The following is a 20218-nucleotide window of genomic DNA, read 5'->3' as shown; positions in this document are numbered from 1 at the left end:
CGGGACAGCGCCGGGGAAGCCGGGTGCGTCCACACCCCGGGAAAAGTTATCCACAGGCTGTGTGGAGTGACTGTGGATTTCGGAATTGATCATTCCGAGTGTGTTGTCTCCCGAGGAATTCCCGGTTCAAACTCCCTGGATAACCACTTTCGAGTGGAAAGGGGTCGTCCTAAAAGCTGAATCGATGGAAACAGGTGGACGAAGGGTGATCCGGGCTGGGCTGAATGCACCTGAGAGCTGTGGGCCGATTTGTCGACCGCATGGGCCTTGTTGTCGACTTGTCCCCAGGTAGAGAAGCGGACCTGTGGATAACTTCTGTGGATAACGCGGAGCGCTAGAAACGGCCGTCCTGGCAGCGGGCAACCCAGTCGGACGCGGCGAGGAACTCCTGGTCCGACGTGCCCGGCTGAAGGGTCCGCGCACCGCCCGGCGCGATGTCGGCACGCGGATAGGAACCCAGGAATCGCACCTGGAGACAGACCCGCTTCAGCCCCATCAGCGCCTCCGCCATCCGCCGGTCGGAGATGTGCCCCTCGGCGTCCACACAGAAGCAGTAGTTCCCGATGCCTTCTCCGGTGGGCCGGGACTGGAGCAGCATCAGGTTGATGCCACGGGTGGCGAACTCGTCGATGAGATCACGCAGGGCGCCGGGGTGGTCGTCCCGCTGCCACAGCACCACCGAGGTCTTGTCGGCACCGGTCGGCGCGGCGGGCCGGGCGGGCCTGCCCACCAGCACGAACCGGGTCTGCGCGTTCTCCGCGTCATGGATGCCGGTCTCCAGCGGCACCAGGCCGTACCGCGCGGCCGCGAACTCGCCCGCGAAGGCCGCGTCGTACCGGCCCTCCTGGACCAGGCGGGCGCCGTCCGCGTTGGAGGCGGCCGACTCCCACAGGGCGTCGGGGAGGTGGGCGCGCAGCCAGTTGCGGACCTGCGGCTGGGCGGCGGGGTGGGCGGTGACCGTCTTGATGTCGGCCAGTGCGGTGCCCGGCCGGACCAGCAGCGCGAAGGTGATCGACAGCAGCACCTCGCGGTAGATCGTGAGCGGCTCGCCCGCGACCAGCTCGTCCAGGGTGGTGGTGATCCCGCCCTCGACCGAGTTCTCGATCGGCACGAACGCGGCCTCCGCCTCGCCGGTGCGCACCGCGTCCAGCGCGGACTGCACCGACACGTACGGGATCAGCTCGCGGGTGGCGGCCTCCGGGAGAGTACGGAGGGCGACTTCGGTGAAGGTGCCTTCGGGACCGAGATACGCGTAACTCGCTGGCATGCCCTCACCCTAATGGCCCTGCGCCGACCCGGCCCGACCGTCTCATGCCGGCCACCCTTCCGGGTGGTTTCGATCCCGGACGCCTGCGAAGAGGGCACCCGAGGTGCTGGTCAGCCCTCCAGCAGCCGCTGACCCACGTACTCGCCCTTCGCCGCGCCCCCCGGCACCGCGAACAGCCCGCTGGCCTCGTGCCGCAGATACCGGGACAGCGCGTCGCCCCGGTCGAGCTTGCGCTGCACCGGTACGAAGCCGCGCAGCGGGTCGGCCTGCCAGCAGATGAACAGGAGTCCGGCATCGGGGGTGCCGTCCGCGTCGAAGCCGTCGTGGAAGGAGAACGGGCGTCGCAGCATCGCCGCCCCGCCGTTCTGGTCGGGCCGGGTGATCCGGGCGTGCGCGTTGAGCGGGACGACGTACTCGCCCTGCGCGTCCGCCTTCTCCAGGTCCATCGGCGTGGTCTCGTGGCCGCCGGAGAGCGGGGCTCCGTCCGACTTGCGGCGGCCGATCACCGCCTCCTGCGCCGGGCGCGCCAGCTTCTCCCAGTCGTCCAGCAGCATGCGGATGCGGCGGACGACGGCGTAGGAGCCGTTCGCCATCCAGGCGGGCTCGGCCGAGGCGGGCACGAAGATCCGCCGGTCGAAGTCGGGCTCGGCGGGCTTGGGGTTGCGGGTGCCGTCGATCTGGCCCATCAGGTTGCGCGTGGTCAGGGCGTGCGCGGTGGTGCCCGGGGAGCGGTTGAAGCCGTTCATCTGCCAGCGGACCCGCGCCGCGTCACGGGCCTCCTTCTGGACTATGCGCAGCGCGTGGAAGGCGACCAGCGCGTCATTGGCGCCGATCTGCACCCAGAGGTCGCCCTCGCCGCGCTTCCTGTCGAGGTGGTCGGCGGAGAAGTCGGGCAGCGGGTCCAGCGCGGCCGGCCGCTGCTTCTCCAGTCCGGTGCGGGCGAAGAAGCTGTGCCCGAACCCGAAGGTGACAGTCAGCGAGGAGGGTCCGGCGTCGCGGGCCACGTCGGTGTCCCCGTGCGGGGCCGCCTCGCCCGCCATCAGCCGCTCGGCCGCCGCCGACCAGCGGCGCAGCAGGGCCGCCGCCTCCTTGCGGCCCGCGCCCGGCTTCAGATCGAAGGCGACGAGATGGCCGTGGGCCTGGAGGGCGTCGGTGATGCCGGGCTGATGTTTCCCGTGAAACATCGCGCGGTCCGTGCCGATGGAGGTGAGCGGTGTGGCCGGGGCGGGCGCGGCGGCATACCCCAGAGCGCCGCCCGCCGCGCCGAGCACGAGGCCGGTGGCCCCGGCGGTGCCGAGCAGGGCGCGCCGGGAGACGCCCCGGCCCGGCTCGGGGGCGGGCTCGGCTGCTTGAGGGGTGCGGGCCTGGGGGACGGACGGGTCGGGCATGGTGCGGTTCAGCCGATCTGCGCGTTCTTGGAGACGGTCACCTGGTCGATGTCGGAGGTCCGTACGGTGACGGCGACCTCCCAGTCTCCCGCCATGGGGACCTGGACACCGTCCGCCGCCCAGTGGCCGGTGGTGATGTGTTCCGGGGCCACCGGGAGCGGACCGATCTTCTTGGCCTTCAGGGTGAGGGCGACCTTCACCTCGGGGATGTCGTACGGGCGGCCGTTCGGCCGCTGGACGTACAGGTGCATCTCGTTGGCTCCGACGCGGGCGGGGTCGAGGTCGATCCGGACCAGGCCCTTGCCGTTCGTGCCGCCGGTGTCGAAGGGCATGTCCAGGGTGAGGGCGCCGGAGGTGTCGGCCGGTGAACTCGCGGCCGGCGCGGTCGCCGCCCTGGCCTCCTGCTCGGTACGGCCCGGCTCGGTCTGCGTCAGCGCGGTGGTCACCGCAAGCAGCACCACAGCGACCCCCGCCTCCGCCAGCACCGACCGCCGCAGCCCCGCCCGCCCCGGATCGGCATCCCGCACCCGCTTCTGCCGCGCGGCCTCGACGGCAGCCTGCTGCCGCGCCAGCTGAGCGGCCCGGCCGGGGTCGGCCTCGGCCACCCCCGCAGAAGCCTCGCCCTTCTTCACTTGCCCGGCAGCGACAGTGCCGGTCGACACGGCGGCGGAGCGGGACGCCTGCTCAGGAACGGTGGCCCGCTCGGCGCCGGGGGCGGATGCCGGCGAAGTCTCACCCTTCCCGCCCGGCCCGGAGGTTGCGACGCCGGCCGGGGCAGCGGCGGCCAAGGGCGCCCGCTCGTCGCCGGTCGGCTCGGTGGTCGTCGTGGATGCCTCACCCTTCCCGGCCTGCCCCACTCCGCCGGCCTCGGTGGCTGCGGCGCCGGCAGGAACGGCGGCCCGCTCGGCGTCGGGGGCGGGGGCGGCGATGGGCGTCTGCTCCTGCGCCTCGGACGACGGGGCATCCGTGGCCGCCTCGGCCCTAGCCGTACCCCCTTCCGCCAGCCGCCCCGTCCACCGCCGTGAGATCCATGCCAGCCCCACCATGACCGCCACGAGACCCAGCTTGATCAGCAGCAGCTGTCCGTACCGGGTGTCCGTGAAGGCCGACCAGGAGCCGAGCTGGCGCCAGGACTGGTAGACGCCCGTCGCGACCAGGGCCAGCACGGAACCGAAGGCGACCCGCGAGAAGCGCCGCACGGCATCCGTGCCGAGCGGGGTGTCGGCGGGGGCCCGGTACAGAGCGACGAGCAGTGCGGTCAGACCGCCGAACCAGCAGGCGACGGCGAGCAGATGCACGATGTCGACCGGCATGGCGATGCCCGGCTGGAGCCCGGTGGACGCGTGCTCGGCCATCGCCCAGCTCGCCGCGAGCCCGGCCGCGACGACGATCCCGCCGATGGCGAGCCCGAAGCCCAGGTCACGCCGCTCGGCGGCCGCGTCCTCGTCGGCGCCCGCCTCTTCTTCCCGCCGTGCGTGCGCCCCGAAGAGCACCGCGACGAACAGCGCGGCGGCGGCGAGCAGCAGCAGCCGGGAGACCAGCGCGGCCCCCGTCTTGGTCTGGAGCACCTGCCCGAGCAGTTCGAGGTCGAAGACGTCCCCGAGCTTGCCCGAGGAGGTGTACGACCCCCGGAGCAGCAGCAGCCCCAGCGTGGCCGCGGTGAGCGTCAGCCAGCCGCCGACCACGAGCCGCTGCAGCGCCCGTACCCCCGCGCCCGGCCGCCAGCAGGCCAGCACGAAGGCGGCGCCGCCGGTCAGCACGATGAAGCCCGCGTACGACAGGTACCGCCCGACGGCGTACAGCCAGCCCACGGTCCCGCCGCCCACGCCCGCGCCCGTGTCGGAGGAGACGACGGTGCGCGAGGGCGCGCCGATGGAGAAGGTGTAGGCCCCGGCGACGGGGTGGCTGTCGGCCGAGACGACCTGGTAGGCGACGGTGTACGTACCGTCCGCGAGGCCGGTGCGCAGCCGGACCGCGTAGGTGGTGCCGCTGACGTTCGCGGGCTTGCCGGACTGGACCGGCTTGCCCTTGGGGTCGAGCACGCGCAGCGAGTTGTCGCCCAACGCCACCTGCTCGGAGAAGGTGAGCGAGATCTGGGTGGGTGCCCGGTCGACCACCACCCCCTGCGCGGGATCGCTGCCGGTCAGCGCGGCGTGCGCGGAGGCGGGCGCGGCGCCCGCGAACAGCGCGCCGGTGACGGCGAGGAGCAGCAGTACCAGGGTGCGCAGCCGGGGGGTGATGGTCCGCGTCAAGGTGGTCCCTCCCTCAGTGTCCGGTCGACGGGTTGTACGTGGCGGACCGCACCGGCATCTCGACGGTGAGCGGACCGGACCGGGCGAAGCCCAGTCTGACCTTGACGGTCTGGCCCTGACGCGGCTTCTGCTTGAGCTGCTCGAACATCAGATGGTTGCCGCCGCTTCTGAAGACGAGCCGGCCGTGCGCGGGCACCGCGAAGGAGGTGCGCTCGGCCATGGTGCCGCCGCTGGTGGAGTGCATGGTGACCCGGCCGATGTCGCTGCTGACCGAGGTCAGCTCGTCCTGCTCGCCGCCCTTGTTGGTGACGGTGAGGAAGCCCGCGGCCATGTCGGCGGCGACCGGCTGGGGCATGTAGGTGGCGCTCACCGACAGCTCGGGCTCGCCGGACCCCTGTCCGGAGCCGCACCCCGCGAGGGCGAGGGCGGCGGCGAGGGCGGTGACGGGCAGCGCGGCCCGCCTCACGGCTTCGCCCCGCGCACGAGCTTGGGCAGGTCCCGGGTCCAGTCGTCGACGGTGGCCTCCTCGCCGTAGAGGACGTAGCCGCCGTTCGTCTTCGGGGAGAAGGCGATGACCTGGGTGCCGTGGACGGAGACGGTCTTGCCGTTCTTGTCCTTGCTGGTCGGCTCGACCGAGATGCCGAGCGAGCGGGCGGCCGCCTGGATGGTGGAGAAGTCGCCGGTCAGGCCGGTGAAGCGCGGGTCGATGCTCTTGAGCCAGGTGCCCAGCTCGGCGGGGGTGTCGCGGCCGGGGTCGGTGGTGACGAAGACGACGCGCAGATCGTCCTGCTCGGCCTTGGGCAGCGCCTTCATGGCGACGGCGATGTTGCTCATCGTCGTCGGGCACACGTCGGGGCAGTGGGTGTAGCCGAAGTAGACGAGCGTCGGGTGGCCCTTGGTCTCGGCCCGCAGGTCGTACTTCTTGCCGTGGGTGTCGGTGAGGACCAGATCGGGCTTGGCGAAGGGCTGGTCGAGGACGGTGGCGGCCTTGTCGGAGCCGCCTTCCTCGGAGACCACGGAGACGGGTGAGGAGGAGTCGTCACCGCTGCCGCAGGCGGACAGGGTCAAGGCGGCGACGGCCAGCAGCGCGGCCGCGGCCAGGGTCTTCTTGCGCGGGGCAAGCGGATGAAGCGGAGAGAGCATGGAGAGATGTCCCAGGGGGTCGAGAACTCCCGCGCGCACCGGGGCCGTACCGGGCCGGCACGGCCCGGTACGCGCGGATCAGATGAGGTCAGGCGGTGCGGCGGCGGCCCGCGAGGACGCCGTAGGCCACGCCCGCGATGCCGATCACGATGCCGACGATGCCCAGCACCCGGGCGGTGGTGTCGGTGCCGCCGTCGGAGTCGGCGGCCGCCTCCTGGTGAGCGTCGTCGTCCTTGTCACCGCTCTTGGCGTCGTCACCGGCGGCGGCCGACGTGCCGTGGTGGTCGTCGGTCGCGGCGGACAGCGCCAGGGTCGGGGCCGGGTTCTCCGGCTCGTCCTGGCCCTCCTTCGGCACCTCGATCCAGCGGACGACCTCCTTGTTGGAGTACGTCTGGATCGCCTTGAAGACGAGCTGGTCGGTGTCCTCGGGCAGCGCGCCCAGGGAGAGCGGGAACTTCTGGAAGTAGCCCGGCTCGATGCCCTTGCCGTCGGCGGTCCAGGTGACCTTGGTGACGGCCTCGCCGATCTTCTCGCCGTGCATGGTGAGCGGCTTGTCCAGCTTGGACTTGGTCACCTTCACGCTCCAGCCCGGCACCGGCTGCGGCATGACGGAGGCCAGCGGGTGGTCGGCGGGGAGGTTGACCTCGATCTTGGTGGTGGAGGCGTTGTCGCGCTCGTTGGGGACCTTGAAGTCGACGGTGGCGTAGCCGCCCTTGGCCGCGGTGCCCTCCGGCTGCACGCTGACGTGCGCGAAGGCGGGGACCGACACGGCGAGGACGGTCGCGCCCGCCACGGCGACGGCGGCGGTGACACGGGAGGCGCTACGGGAGATCTGCATGCTGGGAAAACTCCGCTCTTGAGCGAGGTCCGGTGCTGAGCCCGGTGACGGTGAGGGGTGCGCGTACCGCGTACGACGAGGCGCACGCGCGCGTGCCGCACGACGGCGGCCCCTCCCCTCCTCGTACGTACGGGAGCGGTGGTCGCGTCAGGCGGCGAGTCGGAACGCGTCGGCGGGCGGGCCGCGCCGGATCACCGAGTGCTGGAGCGCGGCGGCCTGCGGGACCGGTGCCTCGTCCCGCTCGGCACGGCGCGGGCGCGGGGCGGGCCCGGTCGCGGGCAGCAGCCCGGCGTACAGGGCGCGGGTCAGCGCGAGCGCGGCGCGCAGGGAGCGGACGAGCGCGCCCTCCGCGACCCCGTGCGTCGACAGCTCGACCAGCCGCAGCACGGCCAGGTCACCCCGGCGCAGCAGCCAGCCGAGGGCGAGCGCCGCCAGGAGGTGGCCGAGAAGCATCGGCAGCGAGAGCAGCGAGAGCGCCGACGGCATCGAGCCGGCCGGGGAGCCGGCCAGGTCGGAGGCGTGCCCGCCGGTCGCCGCGTGCCCGGTGAAGCGGCCCGAGGCGTCGATGAGACGGGCGTCGAGCAGCAGCCGGTAGGCGTGGCCCGGGGTGAGGGTGGCCGGTCCCGAGCCGCACAGCAGCTGGGCGGCCCGCTGCACCATCGCGTCGTCGGCGGCGCCGGAGTGCGTGGTCCCCATGGCGGCCATGGGCTGCGCGGTGTGCTGGCCGAGGCCGAACAGCGTGTGCAGGGCGACCTGGCCGAGGGCGAGGAGGGCCGCGATGGCGGGCACCGAGCGGGCCCGGCCGGCGAGCGGCGCCATGACCAGCAGGGAGCCCGCGAACCCGGCGCCCAGCGTCCACAGCGGGACGTTGGCGCAGGAGGCCGTGGTGTGCCCGGCGGCGGCCAGCACGACACAGACCGCGGCGAAGACCGCGGCCCGCAGCAGCCGGACACGGGGTCCGGGTCGCGCCGTGCGCGGACGAGGGGCACTCATGGCGGGGCTCATCATCGCACTGCGCCCGCCGCACCCCCGAGGCAGGGCCGCCGGATCACGCCACCGTGGAGCGCGTCCGCCGGGGCCGGCGTACCTCATACCCCGATTCGTCCCGGCGCACATCGACCATATGGGCGGCATCACGTCACTTGGGGGCTTACGGGCGCTCGGGCGCGGCAATAGGTATCGGTATGTCGAGCCGCGGCCAGGAGGCTGGAGCATGAGCATCTGGTGGTCACTCCATCTGCGCCGCGATGCCGCGAGCGTCCCGCTCGCCCGGCGCCTGCTGATCGGCACCATGGAGACGGCCGGGGTCGACCCCGACGTCTCGTACGACATCTCCGTGGCCCTCACCGAGGCGTGCGCCAACGCCGTCGAGCACGGCGGGACCGCGCGCGGGGAGCACGCGGAGGCGTACCGGGTGACCGCCTATCTGGACGGCGAGAAGTGCCGCATCGAGGTGGCCGACTCGGGTCCCGGCGTCGCGACCGCCCCCGCCGTGGGCATCCGGATGGCCCGCGTGGACGCCGAGGACGGGCGGGGCCTGTGTCTGATCCGGGAGCTGGCCGACCACGTCCACATCGGCGCCCGGCCGGGCCGCACCGGCACGGTGGTCAGCTTCGACAAGATCCTGAAATGGAAGAAGGACCCCTCACTGCTCACCGCGTGAGGGGTCCTTCTTCCTGAGAGCCGCCTCGGCCCTTCGTCGCGCTGTCAGCCCTTGAGCGACGCCATCCACGCCTCGACGTCCGCCGAGCGGCGCGGCAGGCCCGCCGAGAGGTTCCGGTTGCCGTCGGCGGTGACGAGGATGTCGTCCTCGATCCGGACGCCGGTGCCCCGGTACTCCTCGGGCACCGTCAGGTCGTCGGCCTGGAAGTACAGGCCGGGCTCGACGGTGAGGACCATGCCGGGCTCCAGCGTGCCGTCGACGTACGCCTCGGTGCGGGCGACCGCGCAGTCGTGGACGTCCATGCCGAGCATGTGGCCGGTGCCGTGCAGGGTCCAGCGGCGCTGGAGACCCAGCTCCAGGACGCGCTCGACCGGGCCCTCGACCAGGCCCCACTCGACCAGCTTCTCGGTGAGCACGCGCTGGGAGGCGTCGTGGAAGTCGCGGAACTTGGCGCCGGGCTTCACCGCGGCGATGCCGGCCTCCTGGGCCTCGTACACCGCGTCGTAGATCTTGCGCTGGAGGTCGGTGTAGGTGCCGTCGACCGGGAGGGTGCGGGTGACGTCGGCGGTGTAGAGGGAGTGGGTCTCCACGCCGGCGTCGAGCAGCAGGAGGTCGCCGGAGCGGACCGGGCCGTCGTTGCGCACCCAGTGCAGGGTGCAGGCGTGCGCGCCGGAGGCGCAGATCGAGCCGTAGCCGATGTCGTTGCCCTCCACGCGCGCGCGGAGGAAGAAGGTGCCCTCGATGTAGCGCTCCGAGGTGGCCTCGGCCTTGTCGAGGACCTTCACCACGTCCTCGAAGCCGCGCACGGTGGAGTCGACGGCCTTCTGCAGCTCGCCGATCTCGAACTCGTCCTTGACCAGGCGGGCCTCGGAGAGGAAGACGCGCAGCTCCTCGTCGCGCTCGGCGGTGACCTTGTCGGTCAGCGCCGCCTCGATCGCGGCGTCGTGCCCGCGCACCACGCGCACCGGGCCGGTGGCCTCGCGCAGCGCGCCGGCCAGCTCGCGCACGTCGGCGGCGGGGATGCCGTACAGCGCCTGCGACTCGGTCAGCGAGTGGCGGCGGCCGACCCACAGCTCACCCTGGCCGGAGAGCCAGAACTCGCCGTTCTCGCGGTCGGAGCGGGGCAGCAGGTAGATGGTCGCCTCGTGGCCGCCGCCGGCCGCGGGCTCCAGGACCAGGACGCCGTCCTCGGTCTGGTCGCCGGTGAGGTAGGCGTACTCGGTGGCGGCGCGGAAGGCGTACTCGGTGTCGTTCGAGCGGGTCTTCAGGTTGCCCGCGGGGATCACCAGGCGCTCGCCGGGGAAGCGGGCGGACAGCGCGGCGCGGCGGCGCGCGGTGTCGGCGGCCTGCGGGATCGGCGCCAGGTCACGCAGCTCGGTGTCGGCCCAGCCGGAGCGCATGTTCTCCGCCAGCTCGTCGGAGACACCGGGGTAGAGGCCGTTCTTGCGCTGCTTGATGGGCTCCTCGGCCTCGGTGGCCTCGTCGGGAACGGCCGGGTTGAGCTCGTCGGACACTGATCCTCCTCGGTACGGCGTGTGATGTCCCCCAGGGGGCACGCGGCGCTCGCGTCCATGCCCGAGCAGGGGTGCCCCCATCATCGTACGTTCGTACCGAAACCGGACCGGTCGTGGCCGTCCGTGCCCGTGCGTGCTCAGTCGAAGCGGGCCGCCAGCAGCACCACGTCCTCGTCGCCGGCCGCGGTGCCCTCGGGCAGGAGGGTGGTGAGGACGTGGTCGGCGACGGCGCCGGGGTCGGCGCGCAGGGCGCGCGGCACGCCTGCCGCGGCCGCGTGCAGCCGGGCGAAGGCCCGGTCCATGGCGTCGCCGGTACGGCGGAGCAGCCCGTCGGTGTAGAGCAGGACCGTCTCCCCGGGCTGGACGCCGAACTCCACGCTGGGCGCCTCCCAGCAGGCGAGCATGCCGAGCGGGGCGGACAGGGAGGTCTCGGCGTACTCGGTGCGGCGCTCCCCGATGAGCAGCGGCGGGCTGTGCCCGGCACCGGCGAGGGTGACCCGGCGCGCGGCGGGCTCGCAGTAGGCGAACAGGGCGGTGGCCGAGCGGGCGGGCTCGGTCAGCCGGAGCAGCAGCTCCAGGTCGGAGAGGACGGCCACCGGGTCCTCGCCCTCCATCACGGCGTACGCCCGCAGGGAGGCGCGGAGCCGGCCCATCGCGGCGACCGCGCCGGGACCGCTGCCGGTGACGGAGCCGACGGAGAGGCCGAGCGCGGCGTCGGGCAGCGGCAGCGCGTCGTACCAGTCGCCGCCGCCGCGCGGGCCGGTGCGGTGCCGGACGGCGAGCTGGACACCGGGGACGCGGGGGAGCCGGGAGGGGAGCAGCTCCTCGGTGAGGACCGCGGTGTCCAGCCGGGCGCGCTCCACCTCCAGCAGCAGGGCGAGGTGCTCGGTGGCCTGGCGGAGGTAGAGCGCGGTCAGATGTCTGTGGTGTTCGTCGGGGGCGGCCGGTTCGTCGTAGAGCCAGACGGCGGCGCCGAGGTGGGCCGTGTCGGTGGCCAGCGGCAGCGCGTGGCTGGCGGCGTAGCCGAGGCGGGCGGCGACCTCGCGGTGGCGGGGGTCGAGGCCGGGCTCGGCGAGGAGGTCGGCGGTGCCGGTCAGCAGGGCGTCGCGCGGGACGGTCTCGATGTGGCCGAGGTCGGCGCGGCCGAGGCCGAGGCCGACGGTGGTGCGGGGGCCGAGTCCGTCGCCGGGTTCCAGTACGACGAGACCGCGCCGGGCGCCCACGAGGGCGGCACCGGCGCGCAGCAGTTCCTCAAGTGCGGCTGGCAGGGCGGATGTTCGGGACATCCGCTCGGTCAGCTCATGGAGGGTGGTGAGGTCGGAGACCCAGCCGGCCAGCCGGTCCTGGAGCAGGCTGCCGGGGGCCTCCGGGGCGGCGACGGGAGGCGGGGTGCCTCCCGGGACGTCCGGGGCCGGACCGGCTCCCGGGGCGGGGGGTGCGGGCGCGACAGTGTGGGCGGGAGGGGGAACCGTGGGATCGATTCCGGCCACTTTCGGAGGGTGCGGGGCGTTCATGGTGTCCGGCTCTCGGACCGGTGCGTCTTACTGAAAAGCATCGCAAACCCCCATGTGATTCTGCGCCGCCAGCAGTGTCTCCACATGTACACGCACTCGTGAGGGGATGTCCAGCATTGTCCTGCGGGGATTCCTGGTGTTGGTGGGGTGCCGGGGCGATTGCCCGGAACCCCTTGCCCTACTGGCAAGTTGGCTGGAAACTGCCTCGGGTGAAGCCTCATTGCGGTCGACTGGCCCTGCTCGACGGAGCGTCACCACGGTCGTGCGGGGTACGTACTCGAGAGAAGCCCAGGGGTGGCCACAGGCCGCCCGGAACCTGGCGAAGGACCCGGACGTCATAACCACCGACGACCGAGCCCCATCCTCCCGTGGCGGAGGCGGAGAGAAACACGCGCGACGGCAAACGCCAGACTTCGCCACCCCCGTGCCGTGTCCGTGCTCCCGAAGAACCGCACGTCTGCAGAACCGCACGTCGGACGCGGCCGTTGTTCCATCCCTGGGGGTTCCCCCGCCGTACGCGGGGGCGTGATGCGCCAACAGGTACGCACAGTGAAGTGATCCACACATGTTGTGATGTCCACGGTGTTGCCAGCGGTGCAACGGAAAGGAACGAGCGCTCATGCGCGAGATCCTCGGAAGCCGAAGCGGCCTTCCGCCCCGGCGGGGCGACGACGGCCCGGCGCTGATCGACGCGGCCTCGACCTTCGCGGCGACATGGCGGTGGCCCGTACTGCCGGGCATCGCCCCCGATCCGCGGGGCCCGGCCGGCTGCTCCTGCCCCGACCCGGCCTGCACGGTTCCCGGCGCCCATCCCGGTGACCCCGATCTGCTCGCGGCCACCACCGACGCCCGCATGGTGCGCTGGTGGTGGACCAGCCGGCCGGACGCGCCGATCGTCCTCGCCACCGGCGGCCAGGCCCCCTGCGCGGTCAGCCTGCCCGCCGTGGCGGGAGCCCGCGCGCTCGCGCTGCTGGACCGGCGCGGCATGCGGCTCGGCCCGGTCGTCGCCGCCCCGCACCGCTGGGCGATCCTCGTGAAGCCCTACTCCATGGAGCAGCTGGGCGAACTGCTGTACGCCAAGGACTTCGTCCCCGGCTCGCTCCGCTTCCACGGCGAGGGCGGCTACCTCGCCCTCCCGCCCTCCGTCACCGGCCCCGGCGAGGTCCGCTGGGAGCGCGCCCCGCTCCCCGGCTCCGCCTCCCCGTGGCTGCCCGACGTGGAGGCCGTGGTGGACGCCGTGGTCGAGGTGCTCACTCGTACGGGTGTGAGCGCGCCCGAGTTGTAGGGGTGTCGGGGGCGCGCGGGGCCTGCGGGCCGCGCGCGCTCGTTATGTTCCGCCCATGCTGCGAAATCACCGGTCCCGCGCGGGCGGGCCGGGAGCCGGACCGCTCCGTACCTCCGCCCTGGCGGGCCTCGTCGCGGCGGCGCTGCTGCTGCCGCTGGGCGGGGCGTCGGCGGAGCAGGGGGAGAGCGGACGTACGGCTTCGGCGCCCTCTTCCCCGGAGGCCCCGGACGCCCCGAACGCTCTGGACGCCCCGGACGCGATCACCCGCACCCGCTGCGGTCCCGAACTCGCCTCGCCCGACGGGCTGGAGGCGCAGACCTGTGTCCTGACGCGGGGCGGCGACACCTGGGCGCGGGTCTACTACCGCAACACCACCGGCGATGCCCTGGACGCCTATCTGAGTCTGCTGGGCCCGGACGGGCTGGCCGTGCGCACGACCTGTGCCACCGGCGCGGACGACGCCCCCGCCACCTGTGAGACCCCGCGTGAGCGCACGCGGGGCGCGGGTGCCTTGTACACGGCCGTATCCGAGTTCGCGCGCGGCGCCGAGGGCCCGCTGCTGCTCCGCTCTGCCAGCAACTCCGTTGACGTAAACGGTAGTTGAGAGTCGACTGCTGTCGAGCCGGCCGGGCGCGGGCATGGAAAGGCCCGGTTGCTGGCGACGGGGGATGCACCAGCAACCGGGCTACTGGAACGGTAACAAGAGATCGGCGGTTCGCAAATTCGGTCCGGCCCGTTCGGACACCGATTCGCTTGTCACATCGAGGAGTTGTGACAGGCGTCACCCGTTCCCATGCTCCCGGCCCGGCAGGGCCTGAGTGGCAGTCAGCTCAGGGTGACCTGCCGGTTGGTGAGGCCGCCGCGCGCCCGCCGCTCCTCCGGGGTGAGCGGCTCGGTCACCGCGAGGGCAGCGGCCAGCCGCTCGGCGAACTGGGCGGCCGGCTTCTCGATCTCCTCGGCGCCGACCCCGCTCGGCAGGTCCCACACCGGCACGGTCAGCCCGTGCGCACGGAACGAGCCGACCAGGCGGGTGCCCTCACCCAGGCTGGACGTGCCCGCCGCGTGCAGCCGGGCCAGGGCGTCCAGCAGGTGCTCCTCCTCGTGCGGCATGACCCAGCGCAGGTGGTTCTTCTCCGGGGTCTCGCACCAGTACGCGGCGTCCACCCCGGCCAGCTTGACCGTGGGGATCGCGGCGGAGTTGGCCCGCTCCAGGGAGGCGGCCACCTCGGGCGTCGCGTTCTCCGCGTCCGGCACCCAGAACTCGAACCCGCTGTGCACGACCGGCTCGAAGGCGCCCTCGGCCGCCAGCAGGTCCTGGAGCCGGGGCGCGCCGGATGGGGCGCGGCGGCCCTCCACCGGAGTGCCCGGCTCGGCCACCAGGGCCCGCTGAAGGGTGTCGGCCAGGTCGCGGCTGATGTCCCCGGAGGCGGTGTCGTTCTGCAGGCCCAGCAGCACCGAGCCGTCGTCACGGCGCAGCGCGGGCCACGCCATCGGCAGCACGGTGGCCAGCGTGACCGAGGGGACGCCCTCGGGCAGGCCGTCCTTCAGGGTCAGTTCGACGGTGGCGGCCGGGACCAGCTCGCGCAGCGCCACCCAGTCGCACTCGCCGGGCAGGCCCTCGAAGGGGCGCTGCACCAGCTCGGTCGCCGCGTGCGCGGCCGCGCGGCCGTGGCACGCCTTGTAGCGGCGGCCGCTGCCGCAGGGGCACGCCTCGCGGGCACCGACGACCGGAACCTCGCCCCCGGCGCCGTGCGGCTGCGGGCGGCTGCTCTTGGTCTGGGGTCGCTTCTTGGCCATCGTGGCTGTCTCCCGGTAACGGCTGGTCTCGTACGGGCGGGAGCCTAGTCGTTCGGGCCATGGGGCACGGGAACCTGTGGACGAGCGCGGTCGGAGGCGGGCGGTGCCTGTGGACATCCGGCCTTTCCGGGCCACCCGTTCAGTCCAGGCTCTCCAGCGCCTCCGTGAAGCCGAGTTCGGCCAGCGCGGCGACCGGCGCGGGGGTGGTGACGCGCGTAGCGAAAGATTCGAGCGGGGCGCCGGCATCGGGATCGTGCACGTCGGCGTGGACCACCACCCAGACCGTCACCTCGCCCGGTACGTCGTCCCGTACGCCCCAGTCGTCGGCGAGCGCGTCGATGATGCTCAGGCCGCGGCCGCCGTGTGCGGTGACCGAGGGGGTGGCCGGGGCGGGGCGGGTCGGGCCGCCGCCGTCGGTGACCTCCACGATGAGCCGTCCGCGCGGGTCGATCCGCCAGTCCGCGCGCACCGCGCCGTCGCCCGCGCGGGCGCCGCCCAGCGGGCGTCCGTGCCGGTACGCGTTGCTCAGCAGCTCCGACAGAATCAGCACGGCGTCGTCCACGACCGGTTCCGGGACCCCGCCGCCGCGCAGCTGCGCACGCATCCGGTGCCTCGCCTTCCCCACGCCGGCAGGGCCATGAGGTACGGCCATGCTCGACGACGCGGGCACTTCCTGTGCCACCACCAACGCCACCCCCGAGACCTCCTTCGCCCCACGCCACGGTGTGGATGCCCCATCGGCCTGAACCGGAAACCGGCCAGTCTCGTTCCGGCGACGCATTCGTCATGTCCGTGCGGAAGGCGAACGCGCCGGAGCACTCCCCGGGTCCGGAGAAGGGTCAGCGGCCGAGGCGGCCGAGCACCTCGCGCGGGCGGTTGGTGATGATGGCGTCCACGCCCAGGTCCACGCAGAGGTCCACGTCGGCGGGCTCGTTCACCGTCCAGACGTGCACCTGGTGACCGGCCTCCTTGAGCCGCCGTACGTACGCCGGGTGACTGCGGGCGATGCGCAGGGAGGGGCCCGCGATGGTGACGCCCTCGGGGAGGCGCCCGTCGCGCAGGCGCGGGGTGGCGAACTGGGCGAGGAGCACCAGGGGCAGGGTCGGGGCGGCGGCGTGCACCCGGTGCAGGGAGCGGGCGGAGAAGCTCATCACGCGCACCGGGGAGGCTTCGGGGGAGGCGGGGGCGTGCAGCCCGTACCGGCGCAGCAGGGCGAGCAGCCGTTCCTCGACCTGGCCGGCCCAGCGGGTGGGGTGCTTGGTCTCGATGGCCAGCTCGACCCGGCGTCCGGCGTCGGCGACCAGTTGGAGCAGGCGTTCCAGGGTGAGGACGGAGGTCTCCTCGCGGTCCTCGGGCCGGTGTTCCCAGTCGGGCTCCTCGTCCCGGCCCGCGCGGCCCTTCCAGGAGCCGAAGTCCAGTGCCGAGAGGTCGGACAGCTCCAGGGCGGAGACGGCGCCCCGGCCGTTGGAGGTGCGGTTCACCCGGCGGTCGTGGACGCAGACCAGATGTCCGTCGGCGGTGAGCCGCACATCGCACTCCAGGGCGTCGGCGCCGTCCTCGATGGCCTTGCGGTAGGCGGCGAGGGTGTGTTCGGGCGCGTCCTCGGAGGCTCCACGGTGGGCGACGACCTGGATCGTGTGGTGTGGTGCGTGGGTCACCGCGTCATGGTGCCACCGACCGGGGGTGGTGCGGCGCGCGCGTGGGCAGGCGACCGGGAGGAGTGCGCCACCGGGCGGCCCTGCGTGCATACTTATCTCACTTATGCCCGACAAGTCTTATATAAAGGGTCTCCGCAGTCCCACAGGGACCGCTTACGGTGCCCTGACGGCCCGTGGGAAAAGCTGAGTGCGTACAACAGGAACACACACGGGACCATGCGCGGCCCTGCCGCGCCGGTCCGCGCGTCTCGGGTGACGGGCGTGCACGCGGCCACGGGCATGACCGACCATGGAGCTGCGCGACCGTGAGCGACCCGTATACGACGTGACGCGACCGGTGGCGACCGAGCATGATCGAGTTCGACCGAGCGCGACCGACGACAACAGCCGTGGATCGAGGAGAGAAGAGCTGTGAGCACCGAGAACGAGGGCAACGCGGTACCCCCGGCCCCGTCCGCACCTCCTGTGCCGGTGGCATCTCCCGCTCCCCCGCAGGGTGACGCGGGTGCGACGGCTCAGCTTCCGCCGGTGCCCCCCGGCCCGCCGGAGCAGCAGCACCCGTACGGGCCCGGCGCCCACCAGCCCTACGGCGCCCCCGAGGGCTCCTGGCCGCCTCCGCCGCCCCCCGGCACGCCGGGTTACGGCGAGGCGGGCGCGGGCGGCTCGGGCGGCGGCTGGGGTGCCTCGTACCAGCAGCCGGCGCCGAAGCCGGCCGGCGGCGGGCGCGGCGGCCTGATCGCGGCGGTGCTGGTGGCCGCGCTGGTCGCGGGCGGTCTGGGCGGCGGCCTCGGCTACACCCTGGCCAAGGACAACGACGGCCAGGGCTCCACCACCGTCTCCGCCTCGGACAACGGCGCCTCGCAGGTCAAGCGGGCGCCGGGCACCATCGCGGGCGTGGCCTCCAAGGCGCTGCCCAGCACGGTCACCATCGAGGCGGAGAGCACCAGCGGCGAGGGCGGCACGGGCACCGGGTTCGTCTTCGACACCCAGGGCCACATCGTCACCAACAACCACGTGGTCGCCGAGGCGGTCGACGGCGGCAAGCTGTCCGCCACCTTCCCGGACGGCCGCAAGTACGCCGCCGAGGTCGTGGGGCACGCCCAGGGCTACGACGTGGCCGTCATCAAGCTGAAGAACGCGCCCTCGGACCTCAAGCCGCTCTCCCTCGGCAACTCCGACCAGGTCGCGGTGGGCGACGAGACGATCGCCATCGGCGCCCCGTTCGGGCTGTCCAACACGGTGACGACCGGCATCATCAGCGCCAAGAACCGCCCGGTGGCCTCCAGCGACGGCAGCTCCAGCAGCAAGGCGTCCTACATGAGCGCCCTGCAGACCGACGCGTCGATCAACCCGGGCAACTCCGGCGGCCCGCTGCTCAACGCCTCCGGCGCGGTGATCGGCATCAACTCCGCGATCCAGTCCACCAGCGGGGGCAGCTTCGGCTCCGGCCAGTCCGGCTCGATCGGCCTCGGCTTCGCCATCCCGATCAACCAGGCCAAGTACGTCGCCCAGCAGCTCATCAAGAACGGCAAGCCGGTGTACGCCAAGATCGGCGCCTCGGTCTCGCTGGAGGAGTCCACCGACGGCGCGAAGATCACCGACCAGGGCACGGGCGGCGCGGACGCGGTCGAGTCGGGCGGCCCCGCCGCCAAGGCCGGCCTCAAGCCGGGCGACGTCATCACCAAGCTGGACGACTCCGTCATCGACAGCGGCCCCACCCTGATCGGCGAGATCTGGACCCACAAGCCCGGCGACAAGGTCAAGGTCACCTACACCCGGGGCGGCGACCAGCACACCGTCGACCTCACCCTCGGCTCCCGCGTCGGCGACAGCTGAGCCACCTCCCCCGCCCGCTCCCCTCTCCCGGTACGCTGTACCCCGCTCCGCCCCAGGTGGGCGGCGGCGGGGAGGCGTGCCCGAGCGGCCTAAGGGAACGGTCTTGAAAACCGTCGTGGCAGCGATGTCACCGTGGGTTCAAATCCCACCGCCTCCGCAGAGGTCAGAAGGTTGCAGGTCAGAAGGGGTGCCCTCTCCGGAGCGGCACCCCTTCCGCATGACCGTGTCGGGAAGGTCGTCGTCGTGGGTGTCGGCTACGAGTTCGGCAAGGGTGAAGTGGGCTTGGCCCGAGTAGCCCGGGTGCATGACGCGGACGAAGTAGCTGCGCTCAGAGACACGGAAGACTTGTCGCCTCTGGCGCTTGATCGATTTCTCTCTGGAAGCCCTTTTGGAAGGCCTCAACCGTGCTCAACAGCGCGGCCAGGGCTTCGCCTTCGGTCCCTTCCAGTTCCTTGTGGATGTGGTAGCTAGAGGATTCCGCGTCTCCGTGAGCTATCACGATTGCCCAGCGGGGCATGGTGTTCTCCAGTCCGTGAGGCGGCGTGAGCCGCAGAAGTCACACGACCGCGTCGCATAGTCAGGCGCCCCTCATCAGGGGGGCGCCCCTTCTGCGTGTTCGGCGCTACGCGTCCTCCGGATACCACCGCAGCTCGATCGTGTTCCCGTCCGGGTCCCGCACGTAGATCGACGTCGCCTCGCCCCGCGCGCCGGAGCGTTGGACCGGGCCCTCCAGGACGGTGAAGCGGCCGGAGGCGATGACCTCGGGCCAGTCCAAGGGGTCCACGACCAGGCAGAAGTGGTCGATGTTGGAGTCGGAGCGGGGGCCCTCGACGATGTCGATGATGGTGTCCGGGGTGATGCGGACGGAGGGGAAGGGGGCCTTGCCGGCGCGCCATTCGTCGGCGTTCTCGGGCTGGAGGCCGAGGAGGGTGGTGTAGAAGGCGAGGGAGCGTTCGACGTCGGCGACGTTGAGGACCAGGTGGTCGAATGCCTTGACGCGCAGGGCGGGCACTTTTTCCTCCAGAGGGGGCGGGAGCGGAGACGTTTCCACGATCCGCCGGTGCCGGGGTCACATCAAGCGCTGATCTGCTCAGGCTCGTTGAGCCTGACTAAACACCGGGGGGACGCGTGTTGGAGCGGTTCGAGATCGAGTCCTTCCTGACGCTCGCGGAGGAGCTGCACTTCGGGCGGGCCGCCGAGCGGCTGGGCGTGACGACCGGGCGGGTCAGCCAGGTGATCAGGAAGCTGGAGCGGCGGATCGGGGGCCCGTTGTTCGAGCGGAATAGCAGGAGCGTGCGGCTCACAGCGGTCGGACAGCGCCTCGCCGACGACCTCGTTCCCCTGGTCGACGGCATGGCGGAAGCCCTCCGCCGGGCCACCGACGCCAGCCGCGGGATCACCGGTGAGCTGCGGGTCGCCTTCCTGGGGGAGTGGACGGCGCCCGCGCTGCTGAAGGCGGTCAGGCTGTTCCGCGAGCGGCATCCCGAGTGCCGGGTCGTCGTCCGGGAGGCGCAGCTCTCCGACTCGCGTGCCTGCCTGCTCGACGGCTCGGTCGACGTGCTGATCGCCTCGTACCCCTTCGACGGCATGGCCTGCGGGGCTCCCCTGCTCGTGGAGGGACGGGTGCTCGCCGTCCCGGCCGGGCATCCGCTCGCGGGCGAGGAGTCCGTTTCGCTGGAGGTGCTCGCGGACCACCCCGTCGTGCAGTACCCGGCGGTCACCTCCGCCGCCTTCAAACGGGACCGCACCCCCGACCGCACCCCCTCGGGCCGCCCGGTACCCAAGGGCCCCGCCGGTGCCTCGTTCTCCGAGATGCTGACCCTGGTCGCCCTGGGCCTCGGCGTCCTCCCGGTGGGCGAGCACTCCCGCCGCTACTACCCTCGCCCGGACATCGCGTACGTACCTCTGCGTGACGCCCCGCCCATCCGCCGGGGGCCGGTGTGGCGGGAGGGCAACACGACGGCGCGCGTACGGGAGTTCGTGCGAGCCGCAGCGGACGTGGCGCAGAGCCAGGGCCCCCGCCACGAGCCGGCCGACGGTGCCCTCGGCCGAGCGTGAGGGAG

18 protein-coding genes and 1 tRNA gene are annotated in these 20218 nt (G+C 72.8%); 6 read left to right on the top strand and 13 right to left on the bottom strand.

The features are described 5' to 3' along the window. Positions 1-334 precede the first annotated feature (334 nt). The 7 genes from pheA to D0Z67_RS14220 form a co-directional block, all read right to left on the bottom strand. On the bottom strand, positions 335-1267 hold the full coding sequence (gene pheA, locus D0Z67_RS14250; protein WP_031179132.1) for a prephenate dehydratase: 933 nt from the start codon (positions 1265-1267) through the stop codon (positions 335-337). 110 nt (positions 1268-1377) lie between these two features. Beyond that, positions 1378-2655, bottom strand: a complete 1278-nt coding sequence (gene efeB / locus D0Z67_RS14245; RefSeq protein WP_031179133.1) for an iron uptake transporter deferrochelatase/peroxidase subunit — start codon at positions 2653-2655, stop codon at positions 1378-1380. An 8-nt stretch (positions 2656-2663) separates the two neighbouring features. After that, complete coding sequence (locus D0Z67_RS14240; protein ID WP_031179134.1) at positions 2664-4907, bottom strand: copper resistance CopC/CopD family protein; 2244 nt, start codon at positions 4905-4907, stop codon at positions 2664-2666. Between the two features lie 13 nt (positions 4908-4920). Further along, on the bottom strand, positions 4921-5373 hold the full coding sequence (locus D0Z67_RS14235) for a copper chaperone PCu(A)C (RefSeq protein ID WP_031179135.1): 453 nt from the start codon (positions 5371-5373) through the stop codon (positions 4921-4923). Continuing rightward, the gene (locus D0Z67_RS14230) at positions 5370-6050 is read right to left on the bottom strand and encodes an SCO family protein (RefSeq protein ID WP_031179136.1); all 681 of its coding nucleotides are present in this window, start codon (positions 6048-6050) and stop codon (positions 5370-5372) included. The genes D0Z67_RS14235 and D0Z67_RS14230 overlap by 4 nt, the downstream gene beginning before the upstream one ends. A gap of 88 nt (positions 6051-6138) precedes the next feature. Continuing rightward, complete coding sequence (locus D0Z67_RS14225) at positions 6139-6888, bottom strand: YcnI family copper-binding membrane protein (protein WP_031179137.1); 750 nt, start codon at positions 6886-6888, stop codon at positions 6139-6141. A gap of 147 nt (positions 6889-7035) precedes the next feature. Next, positions 7036-7881 carry a hypothetical protein gene (locus D0Z67_RS14220; protein ID WP_031179138.1) on the bottom strand — a complete coding sequence of 282 codons (846 nt, stop codon included), beginning with the start codon at positions 7879-7881 and terminating at the stop codon, positions 7036-7038. A gap of 220 nt (positions 7882-8101) precedes the next feature. Here D0Z67_RS14220 and D0Z67_RS14215 point away from each other — a divergent pair, with 220 nt between their 5' ends. Next, positions 8102-8551 carry an ATP-binding protein gene (locus D0Z67_RS14215; protein WP_031179139.1) on the top strand — a complete coding sequence of 150 codons (450 nt, stop codon included), beginning with the start codon at positions 8102-8104 and terminating at the stop codon, positions 8549-8551. Positions 8552-8595: 44 nt separating this feature from the next. Here the strand turns inward: D0Z67_RS14215 and D0Z67_RS14210 are convergent, their stop codons facing one another. Together D0Z67_RS14210 and D0Z67_RS14205 are read right to left on the bottom strand one after the other, a co-directional pair. Then, complete coding sequence (locus tag D0Z67_RS14210) at positions 8596-10065, bottom strand: aminopeptidase P family protein (protein WP_031179140.1); 1470 nt, start codon at positions 10063-10065, stop codon at positions 8596-8598. 137 nt (positions 10066-10202) lie between these two features. After that, positions 10203-11579: a PP2C family protein-serine/threonine phosphatase gene (locus tag D0Z67_RS14205; protein WP_031179141.1), complete on the bottom strand. Its 1377-nt coding sequence runs from the start codon at positions 11577-11579 to the stop codon at positions 10203-10205. Positions 11580-12198: 619 nt separating this feature from the next. Here D0Z67_RS14205 and D0Z67_RS14200 point away from each other — a divergent pair. Next, entirely contained in the window at positions 12199-12864 is a 666-nt protein-coding gene (locus D0Z67_RS14200) for a bifunctional DNA primase/polymerase (RefSeq protein WP_031179142.1), read from the top strand. A 55-nt stretch (positions 12865-12919) separates the two neighbouring features. Continuing rightward, positions 12920-13468, top strand: coding sequence for a hypothetical protein (locus D0Z67_RS14195; RefSeq protein WP_199812120.1), 549 nt, complete (start codon positions 12920-12922; stop codon positions 13466-13468). A gap of 221 nt (positions 13469-13689) precedes the next feature. Here D0Z67_RS14195 and D0Z67_RS14190 read toward each other — a convergent pair whose 3' ends face one another. From D0Z67_RS14190 to D0Z67_RS14180, 3 genes are all read right to left on the bottom strand, one after another. Then, positions 13690-14661: a DUF5926 family protein gene (locus D0Z67_RS14190; RefSeq protein WP_031179144.1), complete on the bottom strand. Its 972-nt coding sequence runs from the start codon at positions 14659-14661 to the stop codon at positions 13690-13692. Between the two features lie 139 nt (positions 14662-14800). Then, positions 14801-15442 (bottom strand): ATP-binding protein, encoded by a 642-nt coding sequence (locus tag D0Z67_RS14185; RefSeq protein WP_078872997.1) that lies wholly within the window; start codon positions 15440-15442, stop codon positions 14801-14803. A 58-nt stretch (positions 15443-15500) separates the two neighbouring features. Further along, positions 15501-16319, bottom strand: coding sequence for a glycerophosphodiester phosphodiesterase (locus D0Z67_RS14180; protein ID WP_031179146.1), 819 nt, complete (start codon positions 16317-16319; stop codon positions 15501-15503). A 411-nt stretch (positions 16320-16730) separates the two neighbouring features. Between D0Z67_RS14180 and D0Z67_RS14170 the strand changes: the two genes are divergently transcribed. After that, positions 16731-18155: a S1C family serine protease gene (locus D0Z67_RS14170; RefSeq protein WP_031179147.1), complete on the top strand. Its 1425-nt coding sequence runs from the start codon at positions 16731-16733 to the stop codon at positions 18153-18155. Positions 18156-18225: 70 nt separating this feature from the next. Next, positions 18226-18312 (top strand) — tRNA-Ser (locus D0Z67_RS14165). Between the two features lie 465 nt (positions 18313-18777). On the opposite strand, the gene D0Z67_RS14160 is transcribed toward D0Z67_RS14165, so the two are convergent. Next, positions 18778-19167 (bottom strand): VOC family protein, encoded by a 390-nt coding sequence (locus D0Z67_RS14160; protein WP_234312571.1) that lies wholly within the window; start codon positions 19165-19167, stop codon positions 18778-18780. Positions 19168-19283: 116 nt separating this feature from the next. On the opposite strand from D0Z67_RS14160, the gene D0Z67_RS14155 reads away from it, so the two are divergent. Then, positions 19284-20213 carry a LysR family transcriptional regulator gene (locus D0Z67_RS14155; RefSeq protein ID WP_051887433.1) on the top strand — a complete coding sequence of 310 codons (930 nt, stop codon included), beginning with the start codon at positions 19284-19286 and terminating at the stop codon, positions 20211-20213. Positions 20214-20218: the final 5 nt, after the last annotated feature.

Source organism: Streptomyces seoulensis, from assembly GCF_004328625.1.
In the GTDB taxonomy this organism is placed as follows: domain Bacteria; phylum Actinomycetota; class Actinomycetes; order Streptomycetales; family Streptomycetaceae; genus Streptomyces; species Streptomyces seoulensis.
The sequence above is the reverse complement of the archived record's forward strand: the minus strand, read 5'-3'. Positions and strand labels throughout refer to the sequence as shown.

Coding starts and splice junctions, on each gene's coding strand:
- pheA (WP_031179132.1), bottom strand. CDS start 1,267: ATGCCAGCGAGTTACGCGTATCTCGGTCCCGAAGGCACCTTCACCGAA.
- efeB (WP_031179133.1), bottom strand. CDS start 2,655: ATGCCCGACCCGTCCGTCCCCCAGGCCCGCACCCCTCAAGCAGCCGAG.
- D0Z67_RS14230 (WP_031179136.1), bottom strand. CDS start 6,050: ATGCTCTCTCCGCTTCATCCGCTTGCCCCGCGCAAGAAGACCCTGGCC.
- D0Z67_RS14225 (WP_031179137.1), bottom strand. CDS start 6,888: ATGCAGATCTCCCGTAGCGCCTCCCGTGTCACCGCCGCCGTCGCCGTG.
- D0Z67_RS14220 (WP_031179138.1), bottom strand. CDS start 7,881: ATGAGTGCCCCTCGTCCGCGCACGGCGCGACCCGGACCCCGTGTCCGG.
- D0Z67_RS14215 (WP_031179139.1), top strand. CDS start 8,102: ATGAGCATCTGGTGGTCACTCCATCTGCGCCGCGATGCCGCGAGCGTC.
- D0Z67_RS14205 (WP_031179141.1), bottom strand. CDS start 11,579: ATGAACGCCCCGCACCCTCCGAAAGTGGCCGGAATCGATCCCACGGTT.
- D0Z67_RS14200 (WP_031179142.1), top strand. CDS start 12,199: ATGCGCGAGATCCTCGGAAGCCGAAGCGGCCTTCCGCCCCGGCGGGGC.
- D0Z67_RS14195 (WP_199812120.1), top strand. CDS start 12,920: ATGCTGCGAAATCACCGGTCCCGCGCGGGCGGGCCGGGAGCCGGACCG.
- D0Z67_RS14190 (WP_031179144.1), bottom strand. CDS start 14,661: ATGGCCAAGAAGCGACCCCAGACCAAGAGCAGCCGCCCGCAGCCGCAC.
- D0Z67_RS14185 (WP_078872997.1), bottom strand. CDS start 15,442: ATGCGTCGCCGGAACGAGACTGGCCGGTTTCCGGTTCAGGCCGATGGG.